The 19316-nt window shown below is 37.1% G+C and carries 19 protein-coding genes and 1 other annotated feature (1 of these 20 cut by a window edge); all 19 genes read left to right on the top strand.

Annotated features, from left to right (window positions below; all coding sequences use genetic code 11):
• The first annotated feature begins 95 nt into the window (after positions 1-95).
• The 19 genes from J2S77_RS05660 (at position 96) to J2S77_RS05570 (ending at position 19162) form a co-directional block, all read left to right on the top strand.
• A complete protein-coding gene (locus tag J2S77_RS05660; protein WP_306975451.1) occupies positions 96-2036 on the top strand; it encodes a stage V sporulation protein D in 1941 nt (646 codons plus the stop codon).
• A 65-nt stretch (positions 2037-2101) separates the two neighbouring features.
• A complete protein-coding gene (locus J2S77_RS05655) occupies positions 2102-3583 on the top strand; it encodes a UDP-N-acetylmuramoyl-L-alanyl-D-glutamate--2,6-diaminopimelate ligase (protein WP_306975449.1) in 1482 nt (493 codons plus the stop codon).
• A gap of 12 nt (positions 3584-3595) precedes the next feature.
• On the top strand, positions 3596-4948 hold the full coding sequence (locus tag J2S77_RS05650) for a UDP-N-acetylmuramoyl-tripeptide--D-alanyl-D-alanine ligase (protein WP_306975447.1): 1353 nt from the start codon (positions 3596-3598) through the stop codon (positions 4946-4948).
• A 60-nt stretch (positions 4949-5008) separates the two neighbouring features.
• Positions 5009-5965 (top strand): phospho-N-acetylmuramoyl-pentapeptide-transferase, encoded by a 957-nt coding sequence (gene mraY / locus J2S77_RS05645; protein WP_370871788.1) that lies wholly within the window; start codon positions 5009-5011, stop codon positions 5963-5965.
• Positions 5965-7311, top strand: a complete 1347-nt coding sequence (gene murD, locus J2S77_RS05640; RefSeq protein WP_306975443.1) for a UDP-N-acetylmuramoyl-L-alanine--D-glutamate ligase — start codon at positions 5965-5967, stop codon at positions 7309-7311. The genes mraY and murD overlap by 1 nt, the downstream gene beginning before the upstream one ends.
• Positions 7312-7369: 58 nt before the next feature.
• Positions 7370-8476 carry a stage V sporulation protein E gene (gene spoVE / locus J2S77_RS05635; RefSeq protein WP_306975441.1) on the top strand — a complete coding sequence of 369 codons (1107 nt, stop codon included), beginning with the start codon at positions 7370-7372 and terminating at the stop codon, positions 8474-8476.
• Positions 8477-8704: 228 nt separating this feature from the next.
• Positions 8705-9499 (top strand): cell division protein FtsQ/DivIB, encoded by a 795-nt coding sequence (locus J2S77_RS05630; protein WP_306975439.1) that lies wholly within the window; start codon positions 8705-8707, stop codon positions 9497-9499.
• A gap of 131 nt (positions 9500-9630) precedes the next feature.
• Positions 9631-10929 (top strand): cell division protein FtsA, encoded by a 1299-nt coding sequence (gene ftsA, locus J2S77_RS05625; RefSeq protein ID WP_306975437.1) that lies wholly within the window; start codon positions 9631-9633, stop codon positions 10927-10929.
• Between the two features lie 60 nt (positions 10930-10989).
• Entirely contained in the window at positions 10990-12117 is a 1128-nt protein-coding gene (gene ftsZ / locus J2S77_RS05620) for a cell division protein FtsZ (RefSeq protein ID WP_306975436.1), read from the top strand.
• A 141-nt stretch (positions 12118-12258) separates the two neighbouring features.
• Positions 12259-13167, top strand: a complete 909-nt coding sequence (gene spoIIGA, locus J2S77_RS05615) for a sigma-E processing peptidase SpoIIGA (protein ID WP_306975434.1) — start codon at positions 12259-12261, stop codon at positions 13165-13167.
• A gap of 1 nt (position 13168) precedes the next feature.
• A complete protein-coding gene (sigE, locus tag J2S77_RS05610) occupies positions 13169-13888 on the top strand; it encodes an RNA polymerase sporulation sigma factor SigE (RefSeq protein ID WP_306975432.1) in 720 nt (239 codons plus the stop codon).
• Between the two features lie 96 nt (positions 13889-13984).
• Positions 13985-14767 (top strand): RNA polymerase sporulation sigma factor SigG, encoded by a 783-nt coding sequence (gene sigG / locus J2S77_RS05605; RefSeq protein ID WP_167259897.1) that lies wholly within the window; start codon positions 13985-13987, stop codon positions 14765-14767.
• Positions 14768-15186: 419 nt separating this feature from the next.
• Positions 15187-15426 carry a YlmC/YmxH family sporulation protein gene (locus J2S77_RS05600; protein WP_306975430.1) on the top strand — a complete coding sequence of 80 codons (240 nt, stop codon included), beginning with the start codon at positions 15187-15189 and terminating at the stop codon, positions 15424-15426.
• A gap of 67 nt (positions 15427-15493) precedes the next feature.
• Positions 15494-16285 (top strand): peptidoglycan editing factor PgeF, encoded by a 792-nt coding sequence (pgeF, locus tag J2S77_RS05595; RefSeq protein WP_306975428.1) that lies wholly within the window; start codon positions 15494-15496, stop codon positions 16283-16285.
• Between the two features lie 14 nt (positions 16286-16299).
• A complete protein-coding gene (locus tag J2S77_RS05590; RefSeq protein ID WP_306975426.1) occupies positions 16300-16974 on the top strand; it encodes a YggS family pyridoxal phosphate-dependent enzyme in 675 nt (224 codons plus the stop codon).
• 15 nt (positions 16975-16989) lie between these two features.
• Positions 16990-17427 carry a cell division protein SepF gene (locus J2S77_RS05585; RefSeq protein ID WP_306975424.1) on the top strand — a complete coding sequence of 146 codons (438 nt, stop codon included), beginning with the start codon at positions 16990-16992 and terminating at the stop codon, positions 17425-17427.
• A gap of 21 nt (positions 17428-17448) precedes the next feature.
• Positions 17449-17715 carry a YggT family protein gene (locus J2S77_RS05580; RefSeq protein WP_306975423.1) on the top strand — a complete coding sequence of 89 codons (267 nt, stop codon included), beginning with the start codon at positions 17449-17451 and terminating at the stop codon, positions 17713-17715.
• 26 nt (positions 17716-17741) lie between these two features.
• On the top strand, positions 17742-18515 hold the full coding sequence (locus J2S77_RS05575; RefSeq protein WP_306975421.1) for a YlmH family RNA-binding protein: 774 nt from the start codon (positions 17742-17744) through the stop codon (positions 18513-18515).
• Positions 18516-18604: 89 nt separating this feature from the next.
• The gene (locus J2S77_RS05570) at positions 18605-19162 is read left to right on the top strand and encodes a DivIVA domain-containing protein (RefSeq protein ID WP_306975419.1); all 558 of its coding nucleotides are present in this window, start codon (positions 18605-18607) and stop codon (positions 19160-19162) included.
• Between the two features lie 83 nt (positions 19163-19245).
• Positions 19246-19316: a binding site (T-box leader), on the top strand (it continues 142 nt past the right edge of the window).

Here is a 19316-nt window from a genome sequence, read left to right as displayed (position 1 = left end):
AACAGAATTAAGATGATAACAGGAATAAGTGATATATTAATCGTTTCATACATATCATGAGTACAAGCTCATTATTAGATAAAAGGGGTATGAAGATGAAACGAATTTCTTTTGTGACTGTTCGTAAACGACTCGTCATATTGCTGTGTTTGTTAGCTGTCTATTTTTTGATTATGATTGTTAAATTAGCTTATGTTCAATTGGTTTCTAGCCCTGAAATACTAGCAAAGGCAGAAGATTTGTGGAGTCGAGATATACCTTTTCAAGCAGAACGGGGACAGATTATTGACCGTGAGGGTGATGTTCTTGTCGAAAATGAAGTAGCGCCCAGTCTAGTTATTGTACCCCGACAAGTGGAAAATGTGGATGAAGTGGTAAATGAAATATCTCAGATTATTGATATTGAACAAGATAAATTAAGAGACCATGTGACGAAAGATGTATCAGTTGAAGCAATTCACCCTGAAGGCCGTCAATTATCGGATGATCAAGCCGATAAAATTCGTTCTTTAAACTTACCAGGTTTATATTTAGCTGAGGATTCAATTCGCCATTATCCAAATGGTGATGACTTAGCACATGTTTTAGGTTTTACAGGGATCGATAACCAAGGATTAATGGGGCTTGAGGCAAGTTATGATGATGTTTTAAGTGGTGAAACGGGTGCTTTATCATTTTTCTCTGATGCTAAAGGTCGCAGGTTGGAAAATCGATCTAATCGTTATACACCACCGCGCGATGGTGATCACCTTGCCTTAACGATTGATGCAGATGTACAGTCGATTATAGAACGAGAGTTAGATCAAGTGGTAGCTGAATATAATCCAGATGGTGCGATGGCTGTTGTTATGGATCCTTCAAATGGAGAGGTGTTAGCCATGTCAAGTCGTCCTACATTTCATCCGAATAACTATCAATCTGTAGAACCTAGTGTTTATAATCGGAATCTTCCTGTTTTCAGTACATATGAGCCAGGTTCAACATTTAAAATTGTGACTTTGGCAGCTGCATTAGAAGAAAGTGTAGTTGACTTGGAAGAGGACAGTTATCATGATCATGGTCATACTAAAGTGGGGGGAGCTCGTCTTCGTTGTTGGAAAAGTGGAGGTCATGGTGATCAAACATATCTAGAAGTGGTTCAAAATTCGTGTAACCCCGGCTTTGTGAATTTAGGTCAAAAACTGGGTGAAGAGCGTCTGTTTTCATATATTGATACATTCGGATTTGGTGAAAAAACAGGCATTGATTTAGAAGGTGAGAGTAAAGGAATTATATTTGATGAGAGTCAAGTTGGCCCAGTTGAATTAGCGACGACAGCATTTGGGCAAGGTGTTTCTGTTACTCCTATACAACAATTATCTGCGGTATCTGCTGCGATTAATGGAGGATATCTGTATGAACCTCATGTTGTAAAAGGCGTTGTTGATGGTCAAACTGGAGATATGAAAGAAAGTAAAGAACCCACTTTAAAAGATAAAGTCATTTCAGATTCAACTTCTGAAGAGGTGCGAAATGCTTTAGAGCATGTGGTGGCGAAAGGGACAGGTAGAGGTGCTTATGTTAATGGTTACCGAGTAGGAGGTAAAACAGGAACGGCTCAGAAGGTTGGACCAGATGGAAATTACTTAGATAATAATCATATTGTATCTTTTATAGGTTTTGCACCAGCAGATGATCCTGAATTACTTGTTTATATTGCAGTTGATAATCCTAAAGATGTTATTCAATTTGGTGGCGTCGTAGCAAGTCCAATTGCAGGTCGAGTAATTGAAGATTCTTTACGAGAGTTAGACGTTCCAAAAAGAGATGACGGTTTAGCGAAAGATTTCCAATGGCCAGAACAACCTACAGTAGAAGTGCCAGAGCTTATTGGGGAGTCGGTTGATGATCTCTCACGTTATTTAACAAATGTGACACTTGATGTACAAGGTGATGGGGATATTGTCGTTTCACAATCACCAGCTGCAGGTGAAGTGGTTGAATCAGGGTCAACCATACGTGTATTTCTGGGTGAAACAGAAAAAGGCGAAAATTGAGTTCCTCGACTTAGACAGAATTTGTTATAATAGTATAGGTAAACTGTATTAAAGGTAGTGATTATATGAACTTATACGAATTAATTCAATCAACACAAACGATAAATGCTATAGATCGAGAAACCATTCAGAAAATAGATGTTTCAGCTATTGAGATGGACTCTAGACAGGTAAGCAATGGGTCATTATTCATTTGTATGGAAGGTTTGACAGTAGATGGTCACGATTATGCTGGAGTAGCTGTCGAACAAGGTGCTAAAGCGATCGTTGCTGAAAAACAGGTGGATGTCGATGTGCCAGTTATATTAGTACCGAGTGCTGTTCATGCCTTAGCGGATTTAGCTAATGCGTTTTATGGCTATCCTAGTGAAGGCATGAACGTTATTGGAATTACTGGGACAAATGGCAAAACAACATTAACGTATTTACTTGATGCGATCTTTTCAGAAGTAGGACAAAAGACTGCTGTAATTGGCACAATAGATATGAAAATAGGAGATAAACGAATACCTGTTGAAAACACAACACCTGATGCCTTATTTTTACATAGACACTTACATTTAATGCGTGAAGAAAATGTTGATACCGTGGTCATGGAAGTATCCTCACATGCTTTAAAACAAGGAAGAGTGTTAGGTATTGACTTCGATGACGCTGTTTTTACGAACTTATCACAAGATCATCTTGACTATCATCCGCATATGGATGATTATGCTTATGCAAAGTCCTTATTATTTGCTCAATTAGGACAGCCGTTACAAGGTAAAACTAAATCAGCCGTCATCAATATTGATGACACATACAGTGATGTCATGGTGAGGTCAACGGCTCAATCAATTATTTCATATAGTTTAGAACAATCAGCTGTTATTCAAGTAGAGGACTATGAGTTATCCCCAAATGGATTATCATTTGTCGTGAAGACGCCACTTGGTGACATTCCAATCACCACGAAAATGTCTGGTAAGTTTAATATATATAATATATTGGCTGCGATTGGCGTGGCTTATCAACATGGAGTATCATTAGAAATAATTAAAAGTGCCATCGAACAACTACAAGGTGTTCCAGGTCGATTTGAATTGATAGATGCAAATCAAGATTACACGGTTGTTGTTGATTTTGCACATACTCCTGATTCTCTCTTGAATGTGTTACAAACAATTGAAGAGTTGAAACATGGACGTGTTATTACAATTGTTGGTTGTGGTGGAGATCGTGATCGTTCAAAACGACCAAAAATGGCTGATGCCGCTATTGCTTATAGTGATGAAGTTATATTCACTTCCGATAATCCACGAACAGAAGACCCACATGCCATTTTAAAAGATATGACTAAACACTTAGATGATAATAGTAACCATTTTAAGGTGATTGAAAGCAGACGTGACGCGATCAAAACGGCCATTGACAACGCGGGTGAGCGTGATATGATTTTAATTGCTGGTAAGGGTCATGAAACGTATCAAGACATTGCTGGTGAGCGTCATCATTTCGATGATCGAGAAGTAGCGCGTGAACTAATTTTAGCGCGGCAAAAGTCATAAAGGAGCATGGCAATGACTAAATTTACTGTTAATTTTCTAAATCAACTCTTTCCAGAATTTTCAGGGGATATACGAGAAGAATTAAAAATACAAGAAATTTATACTGATAGTCGAGTATCGGTAACTCAAGGGTTATTCGTGCCAATCATTGGTGAACGTTTCAATGGGCACGATTTTGTTTTGCAGGCCATAGATAAGGGAGCTGTCGCTGTTATTTGGCAGAAAGACCAACCACTTCCTGAAAACAAACCTAACAATATTCCGTTTTTCCTTGTTAATGATTCATTAATGGCTTTGCAGGAACTGGCACAAGCTTACCGAAACAAAATTAACCCAACAGTAATTGGTATAACAGGGTCAAATGGGAAAACAACGACTAAAGAAATTATAAGTTCCAGTCTAAAGCCATTCTATCAGGTTTCTAAAACAGAAGGTAATTTAAATAATTTAATTGGTATGCCTTTGTCCATCTTAGCAATGCCTCAAAATACGGAAGTTCTGGTATTAGAAATGGGGATGAATCAATTCGGTGAAATAGCCCGCTTATCAGAAATAGCACAACCAGATATAGCTGTAATCACTAATATTGGTGAATCCCATATTGAATACTTAGGTAGTCGCAAAGGTATTTCACAGGCAAAATTAGAAATTATCGAAGGAATGAAGACATCTGGGTTAGTCATATTAGATGGAGATGAACCATTGTTAGATGTTAGTTTAACACAGCAGATGATCACGTGTGGCTTTGGCTACGAATTGGATTACGTCGTATCTCAAGTTGAACAACATGATGATCAAACGACGTTCATGATCAATGAGATGCCTGTATCGATCCCATTACTAGGTCGCCACCAAGCGAAAAACAGCGCATATGCACTTGCGGTTGGCCGTGCTTTTGAAGTTCCAGAAGGAGAAATGGTTCAAACATTGGCGGACTTAACCTTGCCTGGTATGAGGTTTGAGCAGATTGAAACGGAGTCAGGTGCTGTCATGATCAATGATGCCTACAATGCTTCAGCTACATCTATGAAAGCATCAATTGATGTTATCAAAAATATGAAGCAACAAAGCAAAGTGCTTGTATTAGGGGATATTTTTGAGCTGGGTGATCATCTTGAAACTGAACACCGAAAAGTAGGAACATCAATTGATTCTGATATTACAGCATTAATTACAATAGGTGAGGCGAGCCGTCATATTCATGAAGGATTATCTGACGACTTCACAGGGTATAAGACTCATGTTGAATCCAATGCAGATGCTAATTCTTTGATTAAGCCGTACTTAAAAAGTGATAGTGTTATTTTATTCAAAGCATCTAGAGGTATGCAGTTGGAAAAAATTATTGATGAGTTAATGAATTAATTTTATATATGTAGAAGAAAGGAAGTTCTAATTGTGTCACAGTCGACTATCTTGATTACTATGGCGGTTGGCTTTTTAATAACCGTCATGTGTTCACCAATATTTATTCCGTTTCTAAAACGATTGAAATTCGGTCAAAGTATTCGTGAAGAAGGACCGGAATCACATCAAGTTAAATCAGGCACACCAACTATGGGCGGCTTAATGATTATATTCGCTACTGTTATAGCTAGTTTGGCTCTTACATGGTTTGAGACAAGCTTATTAATGACAAAAGAATTGGCGATTGCACTCATCGTATTAGTTGGTTATGGGTTAATTGGGTTTTTAGACGATTTTATTATTATTGCTAAAAAACGTAATCTAGGTTTAACTTCAAAACAAAAAATGCTTGCTCAGATCGTGATCGCAGTTGTTGTTTATTGGATTTTACATAATAGTGATTTCTCAACGGCTGTTACATTACCTGGGACAGATTTATCGCTAGAGTTCGGTTGGCTATATAGTGTACTCATTTTACTAATGCTTGTCGGTACATCGAATGCCGTTAATTTAACAGATGGACTAGATGGTTTAGTTTCAGGAACAGCATCGATTGCATTCGCAGCTTTTGGTATTATTGGTTGGGCTTACGGTTTACCGTCAGAAATTGTTATTTTCACATTTGCTATGGTAGGTGCGCTATTAGGTTTTCTTGTCTTTAATAGTCATCCAGCTAAAGTCTTTATGGGCGATACAGGATCACTTGCAGTAGGTGCATCATTAGCGATTATTGCGATTTTAATGAAATTAGAATTATTATTGATTCTAATCGGCGGTGTATTTGTTGTTGAGACGTTATCGGTTATGTTACAAGTTATTGTGTTTAAAGCTACTGGTCAAAGAGTGCTGAAAATGAGCCCACTACATCACCATTATGAGTTAAGTGGTTGGTCTGAATGGCGAGTTGTAGCTACTTTCTGGACCGTAGGGTTTATTTGTGCTGCATTAGGTGTTTACATCGAGGTGTTTATTTAGTGAAAACGTTAAAGAATTTCCCATATCAGCATGTTCTTGTATTAGGTTTAGCTAAGAGCGGACAAGCAGCTGCTCAATTACTATATGATAGCCATATTTCATTTGCGATTAATGATAAGCAACCATTTGAACATAACGAAACGGCACAATACTTCGCAGAATTGGGTGTTGAAGTAGTCACAGGTGATCATCCTTTATCAGTGTTAGATGGTGTAGATCTAGTAGTTAAAAATCCGGGAATCCCTCATCAACATGTCATTGTTGCTGAAGCTGAAAAACAAGGTGTGCCCGTTGTGACAGAAGTAGAATTAGCTTACCTTTTAATCGATGGGCCGCTTGTCGCCATTACTGGAACAAATGGAAAAACGACAACCACAACACTCGTCCATCGTATTTTAGATGAAGCGGGTTTGAATCCACTTCTAGCTGGAAATATTGGTGTAGTTGCTTCAGAAGTAGTACGTGAACAGAAGCCAAGTCAGCCAGTAGTGATGGAATTATCATCTTTTCAACTAAAAGCTATTCATCAGTTCAAACCAGACATTGCAGTGTTGCTAAATATAACAGAGGCGCATCTTGATTATCATCAAACCCTTGAGGACTATGTAAATTCCAAGTTTCGTTTAGTTGAACGGCAAACAGCAGATGATTTTGTTGTATATAATCATGACGACTCCACAATTGCATCAAAACAGGAATGGTTGCAGGCGACCCCTGTTCCTTTCTCTGTGACACATTCTATGGATTATGGTGTTACATGCTTTGATGGTGATATTTATATTGGTCAAGAGCGGTTGATGGCTGAACGTGATGTCGCTTTACCTGGCGACCACAATTTAGAAAATGTATTAGCTAGTATTGCTGTAGCTTCTCAGTTTAATGTTCCTCACTCAGTTATTGAATCGGTGTTAAAGCAATTTACAGGGGTTAAACATCGATTGCAATTTGTGAAATCTGTTGATGGTCGATTGGTTTATAATGATTCAAAAGCGACCAATATCTTAGCGACGACAAAAGCTATTCAGTCTTTTTCTAATCCAATTGTTTTAATTGCAGGCGGGTTAGACCGTGGAGTCGCATTCGATGAGCTTATTGCACAATTTGATGGTGTTAAATATTGTGTAGTATATGGTGAGTCGGCGCAGAAGATTGCTCATTCAGCGTATGAGCATGATTATCATAACGTAACAATTTGTGACAACATTGATGACGCAACGAATGAAGCCTATCTTCAAAGTGAAGTAGGTGACGTTATTTTATTATCCCCAGCGTGCGCTAGTTGGGATCAGTTCAAAACATTTGAAGATCGCGGTGACATGTTTATCGATGTCGTGCATAAGCTCTAGTAAGGGGCTTGTCCATGACGTAAGCCCCAACTTCCTCTTTGAAGTTAGGGGTGTTTTTTTGTTCAAATCATTTCATTCTATTGATCGAGTTTTATTATTTGCAATTTTTTCATTATTAGTGATTGGCTTGGTTATGGTTTATAGTGCGTCTTCAGTCTGGTCAGAATATAAGTTCGATGATTCAACATTTTATTTGAAGCGACAAGCGTTGTTTGCCTTTCTTGGTCTATTAGGTATTATTTTTATGATTAAAACGCCGTATGAGCAGTTTTTGAAATTCGCTATTATTATTTATAGTGCGTGTTTCATATTTTTAATCGTTGTTTTAATTCCAGGTATTGGCATGGTGCGTGGTGGCGCTCAGAGTTGGGTAGGTGTTGGTGCGTTTAGTATTCAACCGAGTGAATTTATGAAAGTGGGCGTGATCCTGCTATTCGCAGCTTGGTTACCTAAGTGGCAAGATCGTTTGTATCAATTTAAAAAGGGATTTTTTCCACTATTATTGTTATTGATTATTCCTTTTGGTCTTATAATGTTACAGCCTGATCTTGGGACAGGCGTTGTATTAGTCGGTACAGGAATGTTGATGCTTTATATAGCAGGTGCAAAAATAAGTCATTTTGTATCGTTAGCAATAGTTGGTTTGGCTGGATTCGTGGCACTTATCGCATCTGCTCCTTATCGAATTAATCGAATAACAGCATTTTTAAATCCTTGGGAAGACCCTTTGGGTGATGGGTTTCAAATCATTCAGTCTTTATATGCCATTGGTCCAGGTGGTTTATTGGGGCTCGGGTTTGGTGAGAGTATGCAGAAATATTTTTACCTTCCTGAACCACAAACAGACTTTATATTTGCGATCATTGCTGAAGAGTTAGGCTTGATTGGTGGCAGTGTGATTATTGGGCTGTTCTTTATTATTATTTGGCGTGGTATTATCACAGCGTTAAACGTTGAGGATTTAAGCGCTTCATTATTAGCGTTTGGCATTACGGCCATGTTTTCAATTCAAGTCATGATCAATATTAGTGTCGTGATTGGATTAATTCCTGTAACTGGCATAACATTACCACTACTGAGTTATGGTGGCTCATCATTAACTATTACATTAATCTCGCTAGGCTTATTGTTAAATATTAGTCAATATGCGAAAATAAAAACGTAAATAAAGATTTAACTTTGGCTCGCTAACATAGCGAGCTTGTTTTTATGTTTGGTTCTTTTATATAATTAATGTTTAAATAGTAAAGCCAAAATTTTGAGAAAATCTTCAATTTAGCCCCAAATACCTTATTATTATTACGAAAATCTATGCTATAATGGGTTAATAGATTGATAAGATAGGATGACTGTCACTTTTTAAAGTGATAAGTCTGTAAGGAGCCGCTTAACGATGGCTGATGATCGAGAAAAAGTTGTTTCGTTAGAAGAACGCATGCCGCAATTAAAACAAACACGAAAAAGACGGGCAAACCGGCGTTTTTATATGGTAATGATCATGATTATATTATTAATTCTAATTATTGTGTACATACAATCGCCACTTAGCCATGTCAAGTCGATTGAAACGACTGGCAATTCAACTTTAGATACTGAAAAAGTAGTGGAACTATCATCTGTTCAAACAGATGATTCCTTTTGGCAACTGAAATTAAATGAAATAAAAGAGCAAGTAGAACAACATCCTGAAATTGAACAAGTTGAAATATCACGAGAATGGTATAATACAGTTCTTATCTCGGTGTCTGAATTTGAACGTATTGCTTATCAACAGTCAGGTGATTATTTCTATCCAATTTTGCAAAATGGTGAACGATTAGAGCGTGTAGAATTAAATTTGCCACGTGAAGATGCGCCATTACTTCATAACTTTGAAGATGAGTTTTTACAAGATGTTGCAGAACAAATGGCTAGTATGCCTGAGGCAATATCACGGTTAATTTCTGAAATATATTACGAACCAAATGATCAGGACCAAAGGCGCATTCGTTTATTCACAATAGATGGACAAGAGATTATAGCAACGATTGATCAATTAGCTGATAAGATGGAATCCTATCCATCCATTGCAGCCCAGATTGAAGAAGAATCAATGGAGGGTGTGCTTCACCTTGATGTCGGTGCTTATTTTGTCCCTTATGAATCAAGCAATGATGAGGAACGGGTCGAGATTGAAAATGGTTCGTAAAAAATGTAGAAAGTTGTAAGATTATGCAGGGATTCAGCCTTCTTTAGTTGAATTATTATACATTAGAAGTTTAAGCGCATGGGATGCGTTGAATCGATATAGAAAACGGAGCAGTTACTGGAGGTGCAATCATGAACCGAAGTGAAATTTTGGTTAGTTTGGATATAGGGACATCCAAAGTGAAGGTCATCATTGGAGAAGTTTCAAATGACACGATTAATGTAATCGGAGTTGGAACAGCAGAATCATCAGGAATGAAGAAAGGTGCCATTGTTGATATTGATCAAACCGTTCATGCTATTCAAAGCGCCGTAGATCAAGCGGAAAGAATGGTTGATATGACAATCCAACGTGTCGTCGTGTCGATTAACGGCGATCATATTCAATTACAAGATTGTCATGGAGTTGTCGCTGTATCTAGTGAGACGCGAGAAATTGAACAAGAAGATATTGCAAGAGTTATAGAAGCATCACAAGTTATGCAAATCCCTCCTGAGCGTGAAATTGTCGATGTTATACCACGACAATTTATTGTTGATGGCCAGGATGAGATCTCTGATCCTCGTGGCATGATTGGTGTTCGTTTAGAAATGCAAGGAACATTGATTACTTGTGGTAAAACGAACTTACATAACATATTAAAATGTGTAGAACGAGCAGGTCTGTATGTAGAAGATATTAGTTTACAACCGCTTGCTGCTGGCGAAGTCGCTTTATCACAAGATGAAAAGACTTTAGGTGTTGGGTTAGTGAATGTTGGAGCTGGAAGTACAACAGTATCTTTCTTTGCGGATGGACATCTAATTAATACATCCGTCATACCACTTGGCGGAGACAATGTTACAAAAGATATTTCAATCGTATTAAAGACTTCAACTGAAGAGGCTGACCAGATTAAATTAAATCATGGTCATGCTCAACTCGAAACAGCAAGTGAAGATCATACTTTTCAAGTGACTTCAATAGGAAACGATGAAACGAAAACAGTTAGTCAAGTTGAAATTGCTGAAATTATTGAAGCTCGTTTGGATGAGATATTCCAATTTGTTTTACAAGAATTTCGACGCATGGGTTATCCAGACTTACCTGGTGGGTATGTATTAACTGGTGGTCTTATGCAATTACCAGGTGTTGTTGATTTAGCACGTGATACATTCAGAACCAATGTTCGTTTGTCTGTGCCAAAGCATATTGGAGTACGTGAGCCACAATTCTCAGTTGGCTTAGGTACCTTGCAATTCGCCTATCGAAATGCGAAAATACAGGGTAAAGAGTTTGGCAGTGGCATTAAGACACAACAGTCAAATCAAGAACCTAGTACGAAACCAAAACAACAACCAAAACAAGAACAACCTAAACGTAAGGAAAAGGAACAAACGAAAGATAAAGAAGGTTTCATGAAGAAAATACAAAACTACTTCTTTGATTAATTGCACGTTTCCTTCAAAGGTAGTATGAGTTGGGAATAATGAAAGTAGGAGGAACGAGACATGTTAGATTTTGAAGCGAATATGGAACAATTAGCAACAATCAAAGTAATTGGTGTCGGTGGCGGCGGTTCTAATGCTGTCAACCGAATGATTGAGCATGGTGTACAAAATGTCGAGTTTATTGCTGTTAATACAGATGCACAAGCGTTAAATTTATCAAAAGCTGATACTAAGTTACAAATTGGTGAAAAACTTACAAGAGGCTTAGGTGCCGGAGCAAACCCAGAAGTTGGTAAGAAAGCGGCAGAAGAAAGCAAAGATGTATTAGAAGAAGCATTACAAGGTGCAGATATGGTGTTCGTTACTGCAGGAATGGGTGGCGGTACTGGTACTGGTGCTGCGCCTGTCATTGCACAAGTAGCTAAAGAAGTAGGCGCTTTAACTGTTGGTGTGGTTACAAGACCATTTATGTTTGAAGGTCGTAAGCGTTCTACTCATGCAACAACAGGTGTTGATACATTAAAAGAAAGTGTAGACACATTAATTGTGATCCCAAATGACCGCTTACTTGAATTAGTTGATAAGAACACACCAATGCTAGAAGCTTTCCGCGAAGCAGATAATGTATTACGTCAAGGTGTTCAAGGTATCTCAGATTTAATTGCCGTTCCTGGTTTAATTAACGTGGACTTTGCAGACGTTAAAACAATTATGTCAGATAAAGGCTCAGCATTAATGGGAATTGGAATTGCAACAGGTGAGAATCGTGCATCTGAAGCTGCCAAGAAGGCCATTTCATCACCATTGCTTGAGACATCAATTGATGGTGCTCATGGTGTGCTAATGAATATTTCCGGCGGCCAAAACTTAAGTTTGTTTGAAGTACAAGAAGCAGCGGAAATCGTAACCTCTGCAGCTGATCAAGAAGTTAACGTGATTTTTGGTTCAGTCATTAATGAAACATTAAAAGAAGAAATTGTTGTAACTGTTATTGCAACTGGTTTTGATGAAAACAATGATGAACAAATCACTCAGCATACTCGTCCGGCACAGTCCAACACTCAGTCGACATCACAGCAACAACAACCGCGTCGCGAGCGTCCAGTACAACAACAACGACCTGCGTACGAAGAGGATACATTAGATATTCCAACGTTCCTTCGTAATCGTAATCGCGATCAGTCATAAAAATGATCGAACCGAAATAAGACAAAAGTTTGCAAAATAAGTAACGATAGAAGCCGAGAAACTGACATGTTTCTGCGGCTTCTTTTTTTATACTCAAATTACATAGTCAAGCTTACAGTTTTGAATTAAAGGATGTGTTACGTGCCATTATATGTTGATTTAATCTGGCTATTAAACTTGTTATTTGATTGGATGGTGTTATTACTTGTTTGTTGGGCCACTAAAAGCATTTACCAACCGAAACGAATTGTTTTAGCTGCTCTATTTGCATCAATGATTATTCCACTTCAATTATCATTTTCAATTGAATGGGTAACGTTACCTCTCGTGAAATTGGTTTATTCTATTTTAATCATATTAATCGCATTTAAATATCAACGATTGACGCAATTAATACTTCAATGGTTATCCTTTTATTTTATTAATTTTACAATCGGTGGCGCTATGTTCGGCTTACATTTTTTTATGATGAGCCATGATGTCTTATTAGATGAAGGCGCTACACCATTTGGTAATTGGTTAAGCTGGGGTGTCGTTTTGGTATTATTTCCTGTTGCTTATTTCTTAACGAAACATCAATTACAGCAACTGACTGTTAATCAAATGAAACATGATCAATACTATCAGATCACGATACATGCATTTCGTAAAAGCATTTCAATTAAAGGATTTTTAGATACAGGGAATCAATTAAAACATCCACTATCGAAGAAACCCGTTATTTTAGTCGATGAGGAAACATTTCGAAACTGGTTCAATGAAGAAACATTGATTTTGATGAAACAACAAGATGAGTCAGTCTTTCAACATACTGATGGTTTACATTGGATCCCGTTCCGGAAAGCTGGTGGTGAACGCGGATTATTACCTGTCTTTTTGGCTGATGAGGTTTTGGTTCATACAGATTCTACACAGATAAAAACACCACATGTATATGTTGGATTTCATGAAGGTAAGTTGTCCCAACAAATGGACGTCCATTGTTTACTACATCCAATGTTGTGGCAATCCAAACAGATGCAAATCAAACACTATAAGGGGGTATCTTAGGATGAAAAATCTATGGTTACGTATAAAAGAAAAGTGGATGAATCTATGGCTAAAGATTTCAGGAAGATCAGATGAAATATATTATATTGGTGGTCACGAAGCATTACCACCCCCTTTATCAAAGGATGAAGAAAGACATGTATTGGAACGTTTGATGAACGGAGATCAGGCCGCTAAGTCATTATTAATTGAACATAACTTACGTTTAGTTGTTTATATTGCTAAAAAATTTGAAAATACGGGGATTCACATAGAAGATTTAATAAGTATTGGCTCAATTGGTCTGATTAAAGCAGTTAACACGTTTAATCCAGAAAAGAAAATAAAGTTAGCAACATATGCTTCACGATGTATAGAGAATGAGATTTTAATGTATTTAAGACGAAACAATAAACGAAAAACAGAAGTTTCGTTTGATGAACCGTTGAATGTCGATTGGGATGGTAATGAATTATTACTATCAGACGTATTAGGAACGGATGATGACTTAATCACGAAGGATATCGAATTTTCAGTCGATAAAACCCTGCTTAAGTCGGCTATGGAATCATTAAACGGCAGAGAAAAACAGATTATGGAGATGCGGTTTGGATTAAGTGGTTATGATGAACAAACGCAGAAAGACGTTGCGGACCGTTTAGGCATTTCTCAATCCTATATATCTCGCTTAGAGAAAAAAATTATTAAACGATTAAAGCGTGAATTTAACAAAATGGCTTAAACGCATGTTCTATGTTCATTGTTATTAAGTCCGCATAAATTTTCCCATTCTGGAAACAATGATTAATGACATCAACTCCAGGTGGGAGGGGCAACAATGACGAAAAGTAAAGTGGAAATATGCGGCGTTGATACATCTAAATTACCAGTGTTAACAAATGAAGAAATGCGATTTTTGTTTAAACGATTACAAGCAGGGCATGAGTCAGCAAGGGAAGAGCTGGTTAATGGCAACTTACGTTTAGTATTGAGTGTTATTAAACGTTTTAATCATCGTGGTGAAAACGTAGATGATTTATTTCAAGTAGGTTGTATTGGTTTAATGAAATCGATTGATAATTTTGACTTAAGTCAGAATGTTAAATTTTCAACTTATGCTGTTCCGATGATTATTGGTGAAATAAGACGTTATTTAAGAGATAACAATCCAATTCGTGTTTCTCGCTCATTACGTGATGTGGCTTATAAAGCTTTACAAGTTAGGGAAAACTTGATGAGTAAACGGTCTATAGAACCTACAACACAAGAGATAGCAAAAGAGATGGATTTACCTCAAGAGGATGTCATTTTTGCATTAGATGCTATTCAAGACCCTGTCTCATTATTTGAACCTATTTATAATGATGGAAGTGATCCTATTTTTGTCATGGATCAATTAAAAGATGATAAACAAAAAGACTCTTCTTGGCTTAATGAGCTAGCGATTCGTGAAGGAATTAAAAAGTTGAATGAACGAGAAAAATTAATTATTAACCAACGTTTCTTTGAAGGTAAGACACAAATGGAAGTAGCAGATGAAATCGGAATTTCACAAGCACAAGTGTCTCGATTAGAAAAATCGGCAATAAAGGAAATGAACAAAACAGTTCTTGATTCATAATAATGGACAAGTAATAGAAGTATTATTGCTACAGCATTGTTAAGGCCCGTTGTTGATATTGTGATCCGCTCTCGGTGGACGCTTTCCCTGGGCACGGCTCGAGCCTCCTCGGCCACTAAAGGAACTTCGGCTAAGTTCCGGACGTCAATCACAAACGCCGAAGTGACCCACATCCTGTGGCCCTCTGGGGGTCTCGAGACACGTGCTGTTCCCACAGGAGTCGCCACCTTCGCTACTCACAATTCAACAACTTTTGCTTTGCCATTGAAAGTCAACACAAATTCTAACAGTATCATCAATACAAAGATCCTGAGCTTAAAATTTTTCAAGGCTCAGGATCTTTATTATTTAGCTATTAGCGTTGAGCAAGATTTTAAATCATATAACATAGGATAAACTATAAAGGGGGGGACGGCATCATGTTGTTGTCAGAACTTCAAACAAAAGATATTATAGATGTGGAGAGTGGAGAAAGACTCGGTGTCATAACGGATTTAGAAATTGATGTCACCATTGGGCTGATTCAATCAATCATTATTTCAACCAAAGGAAAATGGTTGGGCCTTTTTGGAGAGCAAGAAGAACTTTGGATTGATTGGGCTCAAATTCAAATGATTGGCCATGATGTGATTTTAATCAGCCGATCGAAATATTCATAAGAAAAGGCGCGTTACGTACGCACTAACCTTTGAAATATGATAAAATGTTATGAAAAGGAGTCTTATTATGAACGAACCATTTATAGATCAAGGAACTTCACTTATGCCCCTTTCAAATTGGGATGAATTTCATGTAAAATCGGGTTTTACAACGAGACGAAATGGGTATAGTGAAAAACCATATGATCAATTAAATATGGCTCTACATGTAGATGATCGTTTGGAGGATGTATTAGCAAATCGTCAATACATAAGTGAACAGTTGGAAGAACCACTTGAACATTGGCGAACGCTCAATCAAGTGCATAGTACGGTTGTAAAAGATTTAACTGAGCTTGATGACTCAGTTACTAAACATGACGAGACAGTTATAGATGCTGATGGCATGATTACCAATGATAAAAAACATGTTCTAACCACGTTTTATGCCGACTGTGTACCTTTATATTTCGTCGCACCTCATGAACGGTGGATTGGTTTAGCTCATGCAGGTTGGCGTGGGACTGTTAATGGTATCGCAGATAAAATGGTTGAGGCATTTAACCAACAAGGTATTTCATCTGATGCGTTATTTGTTACGATTGGACCGTGTATTTCTCAACCATATTATGAAGTTGATGAGAAAGTTTCTAGTCAGATTCCAACTCAATTTAAACAAGTTCTGAAACAGTCTCAGCAAGGTCGTTATTTATTAGATTTAAAAGAACTTAATCGTTTATATTTGCAATTAGCTGGAGTTAAACCCGACCAAATTGCAATCACACAATATTGTACATATGAGTCGAGTGATTTGTTTTATTCATTCAGGCGTGATCATGGTCAAACAGGTCGTATGATGGCCTATCTAACACTAATGTAATAAGGATGAATGATATGTCAGTTAAACAAAACTACAAGACGATCAAACAAGACATTGTTGATACATGCCGACGAGTGGGTCGTGACCCTGATGAAGTGACTACCATTGCTGTAACAAAATATGTGACTATCGATAGAGCAAATGAAGCGATCAATGCAGGTATAACAGAATTAGGTGAAAATCGGTCGGATGAATTTTTAAATAAATATCAAGCGATTGGACAAGCGGCTAATTGGCATTTTATTGGAACGTTACAATCTCGAAAGGTGAAAGACGTGATTGATAACGTAACAATGGTTCATTCTTTAGACCGCCATTCTTTGGCTAAAGAAATTAATAAACGCACCAATCGTACCATTCCTTGTTTCGTACAAGTCAATACGAGTGGTGAAGATTCTAAACATGGTTTAGAACCTGAAGAAGTTAAACTTTTTATTGAGCAACTTTCTAGCTACTCAAATATAAAAGTAGTAGGGCTTATGACGATGGCGCCATTAGTTGAAGATGAATCGATGATCCGTAAAAGTTTCCGTTCATTAAAAGAATTACGTGACGATATTCAACAACTAAACCTCTCGTTTGCTCCGTGTCAACATTTATCTATGGGAATGAGTCATGACTTTCAAATAGCGATTGAAGAAGGAGCAACCCACATACGGATTGGATCAAAGTTAGTAGGACAAGATTAATAGGAGAGGATTGCTATGAGCTTTAAAGACAAATTCAAATCATTTTTTGATCTTGATGAACAACCTTCTTTTGAAGAAGAATCCAAAGGTTATAGAAAACAACCAGCAACTCATCAACAAGAGGCAGAACAACCTGTGAAACCTCAATCACATGATAATGTGGTCAGTTTAACCTCAATTCAAAACGATGCGAAAATGGTTTTATTTGAACCAACTGACTTTGATGATGTTCAAGAGATTGCTGAACACGTCAAGAAGAAGAAATCAGTTGTGATTAATTTACAACGTGTAGAACACCCAACAGGATTAAGGATTGTCGATTTTCTCAGTGGTACCGTTAATGCCTTGAATGGTGATATTCAAAAATTAGGGCAAAAAACATTCTTGTGCACCCCGGAAAATGTTAATATATCAGGTAGTATTTCAGAAATTTTTAATGATGACGAACAGTAGTTTTGAGAGGATGAAGAGATTTTGGGTCAAATATTAAGTCTGCTTTTAACAGCAGTACAAATTTATTCATTTATGATTATTGGGTATATTTTAATGTCATGGTTTCCAGGTGCTCGGGATTCTGGAATCGGACAGTTTTTGGAGAAGGCGGTAGAGCCTTATTTAGAGCCATTTCGTAAAATTGTCCCTTCACTTGGAATGATTGACATATCTCCAATTGTTGCGATTATTGCTTTAAATTTAGCAACGAATGGTTTGGTATTTATTTTCTCAAGTTTTTTAATGTAAGCTATACATGATAGAAAGAGGAAGCTATGGACTTATATCAACACTTTAGAACAGAAGAACAGCCGTTTATTGATCAAGTAGTTGATTGGCGTGAACAAGTAGAACGACAATACATCCCTGTTTTGAGTGACTTCCTTGACCCACGAGAACAATTAATCTATCGGTCAATTATTGGTCATGATGAGCAATTCAACCTAACCTTTTTTGGTGGATCTGATCGCTCAGAGCGAAAACGAGCTATACTGGCACCCTTTTATGAAGTTGTGGAAGAAGAGAATTATAAGCTTACAATCTTACAAGGGCAGTACAATGCAAAATTTGTTTCGCTTAGTCATCGCGATTTACTTGGCACGGTCATGTCGTTGGGCTTACATCGAAAAAAATTAGGGGATTTGATTGTAGAAGACGGTCAATTTCAAATCATTTGTGATCGTGATTTGGCCATGTATTTACAAATGAATATTGATAAGATCAAAAACACTCGAATTAACTTACATGAAGCATCTCAAGAAGACATTTTAACGCCTAGCTATGAGTGGAAGGCGAAAGATGGAACGGTTTCATCAACTCGACTAGATGCTATTTTAAAAGAAATTTATCAAATCTCCCGTCAAAAAGCACAACATTTGATTGAAAAAGAAGCCGTTAAAATTAATCATCGCACAGTCAATAATTCATCCTTTTCATTACAACCTGGTGATCTGATATCCTTAAAATCATATGGTCGTAGTCAAGTGGTTGATATCCTTGGGGAAACAAAGAAACAAAAGATTCGTATTAAAACGGCAAAATTGAAATAATATCGTATTTTATTGCAGGAATACAGATGGTTTTGTCGAATTAATGATATACAGAGAACTGGATCGAAAACAGAAGGGGGTTCAAATCAATGGGTCTTACGCCGTTAGACATTCATAATAAAGAGTTTACAAGAGGATTTCGTGGTTATGATGAAGATGAGGTTAACGAATTTCTAGATCAAGTGATTAAAGATTTTGAGAAAGTCGTTCGTGAAAAGAAGCAATTAGAAGAGCGTGTCAATGAAGCTGAAGAAAAATTGAATCATTTTAGTGATATTGAGGAGACATTAAACCGTTCCATACTTGTTGCGCAAGAAACGGCTGATGAAGTAAAAAATAATGCCAATAAAGAAGCTAAATTAATTATTAAAGAAGCCGAAAAAAATGCTGATCGCATTGTAAATGATGCTTTATCTAAATCACGACAAGTTTCAATGGAAATTGAAGAGCTGAAAAAGCAAGCTAAAGTCTTCAGAACCCGTTTGAAGATGCTAGTAGAAGCACAGCTTGATATTATTGATAATAGTGATTGGGAAGACTTATTTGAAATTGATACTTCTGAAGAAGATGATCAACAACATTTATATGAAGCAACATCACAGAGTCATAGTTATTCCGATGATTCTACATCTGATTCTTCTTACTAGTGTTTCATGACGTTAAGTCTTGACTTGTTATGGGAAATTATCTATAATTTTTTTATCATGAATCATAATGAAACGATTTATAATCGATTGCATTGAAAGGAACAGTACTTCAAGAAAGTTATCAAAGCGAGCTAGGGTTGGTGTGAGCCTGGTG

Origin of the sequence: Alkalibacillus salilacus, from assembly GCF_030812915.1 — a bacterium.
In the GTDB taxonomy this organism is placed as follows: Bacteria; Bacillota; Bacilli; order Bacillales; family Alkalibacillaceae; genus Alkalibacillus; species Alkalibacillus salilacus.
The sequence above is the reverse complement of the archived record's forward strand: the minus strand, read 5'-3'. Positions and strand labels throughout refer to the sequence as shown.